Annotated in this window: 6 protein-coding genes and 1 pseudogene; 4 read left to right on the top strand and 3 right to left on the bottom strand. The window is 73.1% G+C overall.

What is annotated here, in order from left to right:
- The coding region (locus tag ACI78U_RS20265) for an LGFP repeat-containing protein (protein ID WP_456877193.1) at positions 1-1,382 on the bottom strand (1,382 nt) is incomplete at its 3' end.
- Positions 1,379-1,966: a hypothetical protein gene (locus ACI78U_RS20260; RefSeq protein WP_456877192.1), complete on the bottom strand. Its 588-nt coding sequence runs from the start codon at positions 1,964-1,966 to the stop codon at positions 1,379-1,381. The genes ACI78U_RS20265 and ACI78U_RS20260, both read right to left, overlap by 4 nt.
- A gap of 394 nt (positions 1,967-2,360) precedes the next feature.
- Between ACI78U_RS20260 and ACI78U_RS20255 the strand changes: the two genes are divergently transcribed.
- Positions 2,361-3,932 carry an LCP family protein gene (locus tag ACI78U_RS20255; protein WP_456877191.1) on the top strand — a complete coding sequence of 524 codons (1,572 nt, stop codon included), beginning with the start codon at positions 2,361-2,363 and terminating at the stop codon, positions 3,930-3,932.
- Positions 3,933-3,972: 40 nt separating this feature from the next.
- On the opposite strand, the pseudogene ACI78U_RS20250 reads toward ACI78U_RS20255, so the two are convergent.
- Positions 3,973-4,803: pseudogene (locus ACI78U_RS20250) on the bottom strand (IS5 family transposase); the annotation flags it as partial.
- A 68-nt stretch (positions 4,804-4,871) separates the two neighbouring features.
- On the opposite strand from ACI78U_RS20250, the gene ACI78U_RS20245 reads away from it, so the two are divergent.
- From ACI78U_RS20245 to ACI78U_RS20235, 3 genes are read left to right on the top strand one after another with little or no spacing between them, the layout of a single operon-like run.
- Positions 4,872-5,672: a TIGR03089 family protein gene (locus tag ACI78U_RS20245; RefSeq protein ID WP_456877190.1), complete on the top strand. Its 801-nt coding sequence runs from the start codon at positions 4,872-4,874 to the stop codon at positions 5,670-5,672.
- A 58-nt stretch (positions 5,673-5,730) separates the two neighbouring features.
- A complete protein-coding gene (locus ACI78U_RS20240; protein WP_456877189.1) occupies positions 5,731-6,546 on the top strand; it encodes a CoA transferase subunit A in 816 nt (271 codons plus the stop codon).
- Positions 6,543-7,211 (top strand): CoA transferase subunit B, encoded by a 669-nt coding sequence (locus ACI78U_RS20235; protein ID WP_456877188.1) that lies wholly within the window; start codon positions 6,543-6,545, stop codon positions 7,209-7,211. The genes ACI78U_RS20240 and ACI78U_RS20235 overlap by 4 nt, the downstream gene beginning before the upstream one ends.
- The last annotated feature ends 5 nt before the right edge of the window (positions 7,212-7,216 follow it).

The following is a 7,216-nucleotide window of genomic DNA, read 5'->3' as shown; positions in this document are numbered from 1 at the left end:
GTGGGCCCCTCATCGGCCGTCGGATAGCCCAGCACCCCCGGACCACCGGCAGCCCGGTAGGCCTTCAGGATCTCGCCCCGCACCACCTTCACCCCGGTCGCCGAGGACCAGTACAGCGAGCCGTACTGGAAGTCGCTGCTGAAGCCCTCGTTGGCCGTGGCCGTGTTGCCCCCGGTGGGGTAGCCGAGGGAGCCGGCCTGAGCGCCGAGGGACCGCCACCTGGCGAGCAGCTCGCCGCGGACCTCCCACGCTCCGGTTCCACCCGACCAGTAGATCGACCCGTGCTGGAAGTCGACCCAGAAGCCGGTGTTCCACGGTGCCGCGGTCTCGTCACCCGTGGGGTAGCCGAGCGGACCGCCCGGGCCGCCGAGGTCCCGGTACCGCTCGAGGTTCTCACCCCTGACCACATGGGCGCCGGTGTACTTCGACCAGTAGATGCCGCTGGCGGTGGCCCCGTCGCTGTAGCTGCCCAGGCAGCCCCCGCCGGGCAGGTCGCAGCGCACGTCCGACACGCGCGCACCGATGTCCATCCCCGCGGCGCGCAACGCCTGGTACTTCTCGGACACGGCAGTGGGGCCGTTGCTCTGGGTGGAGCCGAACCAATCGGTGAAGTAGTTGTAGAAGTTCCGGTTGCCGTACGACGAGCAACCGTCACCCCCGCCGTAACCGGCGTCGAGCGACGCCTTGTTGGGCACGTAGGGCGTGTAGTTGTACAGGCCTGCGGTCGCCTGGTTCTGGATGTAGACCTGGGCGCTGCCGCAGCCGGGGTTGTTCGGGTAGTACGCGATCGTGTTGGTCAGTCCGGCCCGATAGCCGTAGCGTGTCGGACGGGCCTGGTAGAGCTTGAACTGGCGTGCCGCCATGTACACCTGGTTCTGGAAGCCGTAGTACTGGGCGTCGCAGCCCTCCGGGGTGTCTGGACAGCCGTACCCCATGGCCTTGCGGAGGACGGTCGTCGACGGACCGCTCGAGGTGATGAGCCCCTGCTCCTTCTGCAGGGTGACCAGCAGGACCTGCGGGTTGATCCCGCACGACCGCGCGACTTTGTGGACGATCACCGCCGCCGTCTCCTGCCCGGCGCCCTGGTAGCCGTTGCAGTACCCATCGGCGGCATGGCCGGCCGTGTCCTGCCGGTAGCTCCTCAGGCACGTGGAGCCGCTGCAGTTGGCACCCTTGCTGTTCAGGAACGTCTGGATGTCCTCGACGCTCATCGTCGAGGAGTCGTAGAAGACGCCGTCGCTGATGATGTGGCCCGGGTCGAACAGTGACAGGTTCGCCGACTCGCGCAGGTCGCTCGGCCGGGGCAGGGAGACGACCGCGGTCACGAGGCCCAGCCCGAGAACGCAGAGGCCGGCGAAGAGCAGCCGCGAGCGGAACCTCACGGGACCACCACCGAGAACGGGGCGGACTCACCGGCCGTGTCCGGCGAGGAGTACCGGAGCACGCCCTCCCAGGGACCCGGGGTCAACTGGGCGCCGGTGACGCGCACCTCACCACAGCTGGTCGAGCTGGCGTCGGGGGTGGCGGTCGACTCCCCGGTGAGCACGACGCCGTCGCGGCTCAGGACGAGCGAGCAAGTGCCACCTTCCTCGATCAGGTCGCCGACGAACCCGCCGGTGACCACGGCCGACGCCGAGGGGTCCCAACCGGAGTACGTCGTGGTCACGGCAACTGTGGCCGGCTGCCCGGTGTCCGGGAGGTCGGTGTCCGGGAGCGCGTCGCCGGAGCTGTGCGTGCCAGCGCCGGAGGCGACCGGCGCCGACGTGGCCGCAGCGGATCCGGCGGCGTCCCCGGTGACCGGTGTCGACGGCGTGCCGGCCGGGGCCGACGGGCCGGCGAGGGACGAGTCGGTGGATCGGGCGTCACCGGTCCGGGACGCCACGACAGCCGCGCCGGCGCCCCCCAGGACGACGAACGCGAGGCTGACGGCGATGAGTGGCCGGCGCCGCCGGGCGGCACGGGACATGACGATCTCCCCAGGGCGACCGGCGGTGCGGCCGGTCATCGGCGTGTGCTCTGTGCCGAGGCACCGACAGATCGTCAGCAGCCCTCGGTGACCCTGAAATTACGTCTCGTGACGGCTCGCGGCTGGGATGCCACGCGGGAGGAGAGAGCGACTGCAGCGGTGCTGGCGCTCCACGTGTCACTCGCCGGGACGGTCACGAACGACCACCGCGTGGCGATCGCGACTGCGCCGATGCGCGGGTGCCGGCGCCGTGCCGTGTGACGCCTGTTCCGGCAGGGACGATGGGCGACAGGGCGGGCAGCCGGTGCAGGACAGGCGGGCACCGCGGGGAGACGGAGCGGTCCGCCGTGTCGCGTGCCCGTGCGGCGCTCCTCCCGCACCTAATCTCGGCCGCGTGAGCCGAGACCGCAACGAGCACGGGGGCGCTCCGGGACGACCGATCCCGGCGCGGCTCGACCCGCGCGCCGGCCGTCCCGCCCGCGCGCGCAGCGGGTCCGCCGACGCGGCCCGCCGGCAGGCGGACCAGGAGACCGGGACGCCGGGTCACGGCGGAGGCCGCCGGGCCGCCGTCGCCGCGCGCACCGCTGCCGCCGTGCTCTCGGTGGTCCTGCTGGCCGGCAGCGGCTGGGGCTGGTACCTGGGCCGGATCGCGGAGGCGACGGTCAACCGCACCGACGCGATCCCGACCGACGGCAACGCCGACACCGGCGGCGCGCCCGAGGCGATGAACCTGCTGCTGGTCGGCAACGACAGCCGCGCCGCGCTCACCCCGGAGCAGCTCGCCGAGCTCACCGCCGGCGCGGACTCCGGCATCAACACCGACACGATGATCCTGGTGCACGTCCCCGCCGACGGGTCGCGCGCCTCGTTCGTCTCCTTCCCCCGCGACTCGTACGTGCAGATCCCCGGCTACGGCATGGACAAGCTCAACGCCGCCTACGCCTACGGCTACTCCGAGGTCGACGAGTCGGCCTCCGACGCCGACAAGCAGGCCGGCGGTGCGCGGCTGCTGGTGCGCACGATCAGTCAGCTCACCGGCCTCCAGATCGACCACTACGCCGAGGTGGACCTGCTCGGCTTCTTCGAGCTGACCAGCGTGGTCGGCGGGGTCACCGTCAACCTGTGCGAGCCCGTCGACGACTCGGGCTTCTCCGGCGCGGTCTTCCCGGCCGGAGAGCAGACGATCTCGGGCGCCGAGGCGCTTGCCTTCGTCCGGCAGCGGCACGGCCTGCCCCGCGGCGACCTCGACCGCATCGTCCGCCAGCAGGTCTTCCTCAGCGGTGTGCTGCGCAAGGTCCTCTCCGATGAGGTGCTCCTCGACCTGGGCAAGCAGCGGTCGCTGGTGCAGGCGGCGTCGGAGTCGCTCACCATCGACCAGGACCTCGAGCTGCTCGAGCTGGCCCAGCAGATGCAGTCGGTCACCGCCGGCAGCATCGAGTTCCAGACCGTGCCGATCGTCGGCGACGGACGGGACGACCAGGGCCGCTCGATCCTCGAGCTGGCCGACGAGGACGCGCTACACCGGTTCTTCGCCGAACTGTCCGCCGAGCCCGAGGCGCCCGCCGCGCAGACCCCGGCGGCGCCGGCCACCGTGGCACCGTCGGAGATCTCGGTCGCGGTCTACAACGGCTCCGGGATCGCCGGCCTGGCCGCGGACGCCAAGGCCGACCTCGAGGCCACCGGATTCACGGTGACCAGCACCGGCAACGCCGACAGCAGCGACTACGCACAGACGGTGGTCCGGCACGCCGCCGGCGAGGAGGCGGCCGCGGCCACGCTGGCCGCGCAGGTCCCCGGCGCCCGCGTCGAGGCGTCCGACGACGCCGCCGCGGGCACCGTCCAGCTCGTGCTCGGCGAGGACTTCAACGGCATCGGCCAAGCCACGACCCCGCCCGCGGCGACCGCAGGGTCTGCGGCCTCGACCGAGGAGCCCCGGACCGCGGCCGACACCACCTGCATCCACTAGAGCCTGTCCGGCGGATCCTCGCGTGGCGACATGACGGGGCGGCGATGATCAGGATGGCCCGGTGGTGGGCGGCTCGTTCGGCGTAGCGGGTGGCCAGGGTCCGGCACTGCTCCAGCCGGGCGAAGCAGCGCTCGACGTCACGCCTGGCGTAGACCTCGGGGTCGAAGCCGAAGGGCGCCTGCCGGCGGAGCTCTGGCCTCGCGCCGTGCGATCCGATCGATGGGCTCGGGGCCGGTGCAGGTGGTGCTCCGGGTCCACGGCGCGGCCCGGGTCGAGGGATGGGAGTAGGCCTTGCCGGCCACCACCCGCGGACGGCTACGCGGATGAGCAGGCGCAGGCGGGCGACTGCGACGCTGTCGTGCAGCGGCAGCAGCTGCGGATGGCTGTGCGCCAGCTCGGCGGTCAGCCGGATCGCCATCGGCAGCCCGCGGCCGTCCACGGTCAGGGGAGCTCGGAGGTCAGTCCGCCGCGGGAGCGTCCGAGCGCCTCGCCGTCGAGGGCGAGGTCCTCGATCCACGCGGTGGCGCCCCCCTTCCGGGCTCCGGCGGCGTGCTGGTGGGCTCGGACGGAGCTGGAGTCGATGCTGGAGGTCCACTCCACGGCTCCGACGGCGTCGTCTTCGACGATCACCTCGGCCAGGATCCGGTCCCAGGTGCCATCGGCGGTCCATCTGCGCAGCCGCTCGTGAGCAGTCTGCAACGGCCCGTACCGCTCAGGCAGGTCCCGCCACGGTGCGCCGGTGCGCGTCTGCCAGAGGACGGCGTTGACCACTGACGGAAACACGCGACCGTCCGCCCCGGCCACCGGTTGCCGGCAGCAGCGGTCCGATCCGCGCCCGGGCTGCGTCGGTCAGCTCACCGCGACCCCCCATCGAGCCAACCTGAGCGCGGATCCGGGACGGAGCCGCTTCTGACCCCGGTCGGCTGAGAGGCTGAGGGCATGAGCCCTGCGCCGAGGACCCCGTCGGACCTGCTCGCCGGGGTGCTGCGGCACGATCCCTCCGCTCCCCTGGTCACCTCCTACGGCGACGCCACGGGCGAGCGCGTGGAACTGTCGGCCACCACCTTGGCGAACTGGGTGGCCAAGACGGCGAACCTGCTGCAGGACGAGTTCGACGTCGGTCCGGGCAGCACCGTGGCCGTCGTGCTGCCGGTGCACTGGCAGACCGCCGCAGTGCTGCTCGGGGTCTGGAGTTGCGGCGCCGCGGTGCTCGACACCGCCGCCGAGGACGACGGCAGCCTGGACGCCGCCGACGTCGTCCTCGCCGCCCAGGACCGGCTCGCCCCGCTGGAGGAGCAGGACCTGCCCGACCTGCTCGGCCTGTCGCTGCACCCGCTGGGCCTGGGCATGGCCGGGTACGCCGGGCCCGCCCGCGACTTCGCGCTCGAGGTGCGCGGCCACGGCGACGTCTTCACCCCGTACGTCCCCCCGGACCCGGACTCCCCCGGCCTGTCCGCCGGCGGTCTGCAGCTGACCCTCGGCGGGCTCGCGGCCGCCGCCGGGGAGCTCGCCGGGCGGCTGGGGATCGCGGCCGGGGACCGGCTGCTGGTCGACGAGCGGACCGCCGCGGAGGCCGGCCCCGTGGCCTGGCTGCTGGCGCCGCTGGCCGCCGGCGCCTCCCTGGTGCTGTGCCGGGACACCGATCCCGTCACGCTGCGCGGCCGGGCGGAGGCCGAGCGGGTCACCGCTACGCTCGGCGTCCGGATCGAGGGCATCCGCGAGCTGGGCCGGCCCGCCTGAGGCGGCCGGCCCGCCGCGCCGGGAGAGACGGTGGTCAGCTGATGGACGGGGTCGCCTGATGGACAAGGTCGTCGCGAGCACGCGGGAGGCGGTGGCCGACATCACCGACGGCGCCGTGCTCGCCGTCGGTGGGTTCGGCCTGTGCGGCGTGCCGATCCGGTTGATCGACGCGCTGCTCGAGCAGGGCGCGCGGGACCTGGTGACGATCTCCAACAACTGCGGGGTCGACGACCAGGCGCTGGGCGTGCTGCTCTACGCCGGCCGGATCCGCCGCACGATCAGCTCGTTCGTCGGCGGCAACAAGGAGCTCGCCCGCCTGTACCTGTCCGGCGAGCTGGAGGTCGAGCTGACCCCGCAGGGCACGCTGGCCGAGCGGCTGCGCGCCGGCGGGGCCGGCATCCCCGCCTTCTACACGCCCACCGGCGTGGGCACGATGGTCGCCGACGGCGGCATCCCGGTCCGCTACGACGCCGGCGGGAACGTCGTCGAGACCAGCGCGCCCAAGGAGACCCGCGTCTTCGACGGCGTCGAGTACGTGCTCGAGACCGCGCTGACCGCCGACTTCGGCCTGGTCCGCGCCGCGGTCGGCGACCGGCACGGCAACCTGGTCTTCCACGAGTCGGCGATGAACTTCAACCCGCTCGCCGGCATGGCCGGGCGGATCACGATCGCCGAGGTCGAGGAGCTCGTCGAGCCCGGCGAGATCCGCCCCGAGCACGTGCACCTGCCCGGCGTCTTCGTCGACCGGGTGGTCGTCGTCGGCCCGGAGGGCAAGAGGATCGAGCGCCGCACCACCCGTCCCCGGCCGGCCGCCGGCACCGACGACGCGCCCCTCGCCGCCGCCGGCGAGGAGGCCACCGAGGAGACCGCGTGACCCTGACCCGCGACCAGCTCGCCGCCCGCGTCGCCCAGGAGCTCGAGGACGGCGCCTACGTCAACCTCGGCATCGGCATGCCGACCCTGGTGCCCAACCACGTCCCCGACGGCGTGCACGTGGTGCTGCACTCGGAGAACGGCGTCCTCGGCGTCGGGCCCTACCCCGTCGAGGGCGAGGAGGACCCCGACCTCATCAACGCCGGGAAGGAGACGGTCACGATCCTGCCGGGCGCGAGCTTCTTCGACTCGGCCACCAGCTTCGGGATGATCCGCGGCAAGCACCTCGACCTCGCCATCCTCGGCGCCATGCAGGTCAACCCCCGCGGCGACCTCGCCAACTGGCTGATCCCCGGGAAGATGGTGAACGGCATGGGCGGGGCGATGGACCTCGTCCACGGCGCCCGCCGCGTGGTGATCATGATGGAGCACGTCGCCCGGGACGGGTCGCCGAAGCTGGTCGAGGAGTGCTCGCTGCCGCTGACCGGCAAGGGCTGCGTGGACCGCGTGGTCACCGACCTCGCCGTCGTCGACGTCACGCCCGGGGGCTTCGTGCTCCGCGAGGTCGCCCCCGGCGTGACCCCCGACGAGGTGGTCGAGAAGACCGGCGCCCCGCTGACCGTCCCCGGCGACGTCCCGACGATGGCGCTGCCGGCGACCGTCTGAGCACC

This window comes from Geodermatophilus sp. SYSU D00710 (assembly GCF_054050195.1).
This window is presented reverse-complemented; position numbering and strand designations above follow the sequence as displayed.

Bases quoted from the DNA above. Each gene is read 5' to 3' on its own strand.
- ACI78U_RS20240 (WP_456877189.1), top strand. From the start codon at position 5,731: ATGGACAAGGTCGTCGCGAGCACGCGGGAGGCGGTGGCCGACATCACC.
- ACI78U_RS20260 (WP_456877192.1), bottom strand. From the start codon at position 1,966: ATGTCCCGTGCCGCCCGGCGGCGCCGGCCACTCATCGCCGTCAGCCTC.
- ACI78U_RS20245 (WP_456877190.1), top strand. From the start codon at position 4,872: ATGAGCCCTGCGCCGAGGACCCCGTCGGACCTGCTCGCCGGGGTGCTG.